An 811-nucleotide genomic window follows, 5' to 3' on the forward strand; every position below is an offset into this window, starting at 1 on the left:
CACCGCGGGCCGCGCGGCCAGCAGCCGGTAGCGACCGCCGGGCGCGGGCAGCGCCGCCGGCACGGAGCCGCGGCCCTTGATGATCACGTCTCCGTGGCGGGTCAGCCCGCCGGCGCGGTCCGAGGCCAGCACCTGGACCGAGTTCTCGCCCGGCACGCCGACGGCCAGCTCGTCGTCGCCGTCGCCGTTGAAGTCGCCGGCGGCCAGTGCCGCCCCGAACCGGTCGTAGTAGCGCGGCTGCCCGCTGAGCAGCCGCTGCGTCCACATCTCGCTCCGCGCGCCGCGCAGCCCTGCCCGGCCGCCGTAGATCACGTGCACGGCGCCGTCGCCGTAGTCCATGGCCCGCTGGTTGGCGCTCAGCCCCTCGCTGGGCACCCCGATGACCAGGTCGTCGCGGCCGTTCGCGTCGAAGTCGCCGGACGTGAGCGCCGCGCCGAAGCCGTCCCACTTCTCGGCCGACCCCTTGATCCCCGGGCTGCTCTGCGTGAGGGCGTACGCCCTGCGGCGCCGCACGTCGAGCACGGTGACCGAGCCCTGGCCGTCCATGGTGACAGTGTCGGCGGGCGAGCCCACGGCCAGCTCCTCCCGGCCGTCACCGTCGAAGTCGCCCGTCGCGAGCGCCGCGCCCCACTGGTCGGTGATGTTCGCCGCCTGCCGGACCCACGGCGCCCGCTGGGTGATCTCCTGCGGCCGTCGTCCCTTCATCCAGTAGACGACGACCGCGCCGCCCCTGCCCCGGGTGGGCGCGCCCACGGCCAGCTCGTCGCGCCCGTCGCCGTCCAGGTCGCCGGCCGCCAGCGCGGCGCCGAAC

General features: G+C 76.3%; 1 protein-coding gene. It reads right to left on the minus strand.

The genetic code is table 11. From position 1 onward, the window contains the following. Nucleotides 1-811, minus strand: an 811-nt coding sequence (locus DQW85_RS22075; RefSeq protein ID WP_205315307.1) for an FG-GAP repeat protein, incomplete at both ends; no start/stop codon positions are given.

Origin of the sequence: Nonomuraea lactucae (genome assembly GCF_003313395.1) — a bacterium.
Taxonomy (GTDB): domain Bacteria; phylum Actinomycetota; class Actinomycetes; order Streptosporangiales; family Streptosporangiaceae; genus Nonomuraea; species Nonomuraea lactucae.